Source organism: Clostridioides sp. ZZV15-6598, assembly GCF_020657705.1.
Classification (GTDB): Bacteria; Bacillota; Clostridia; order Peptostreptococcales; family Peptostreptococcaceae; genus Clostridioides; species Clostridioides difficile_F.
In genome coordinates this window covers 1-375 of record NZ_JAGWCS010000348.1, presented here as the reverse complement: position 1 = coordinate 375, position 375 = coordinate 1, and the positions used below count along the sequence as shown (strand labels likewise).

1 pseudogene is annotated in these 375 nt (G+C 29.1%); it reads left to right on the top strand.

Annotation, left to right across the window (positions count from 1 at the left end):
- Positions 1-364, top strand: a pseudogene (locus KGF50_RS21980) (hypothetical protein); the annotation flags it as partial.
- Positions 365-375 lie beyond the last annotated feature (11 nt).

Here is a 375-nt window from a genome sequence, read left to right as displayed (position 1 = left end):
AAAAGATATATTACCAATTCCTGATGGTTCAGATGCTTATAGTGAATTTCTAAAAGCAAGATATAAAGACTCAGTTAAAGAGAAAGTAGAACTAAATCTACTTGAAGATGGTATTTCAAAGTTAAAAAGATATGATGAAATAGTTTCACAAATGAAAGAACTAAAAGGAGAGAAGCAACTAATAGAACAAGAAATACAAAGCGAAATGAGAGAGTTTGAGTTAGCTACATTAGATGGAAGAATAATAACTTGGAAAGGAGCTACTAAAAGGTCCATTGACACTAAAAAACTTAGAGAGGAAATGCCTGATATAGCAGAAAAATATACAAATATAAGTTCATACAGAACATTTAAAATAAAATAGGGGGTAATATA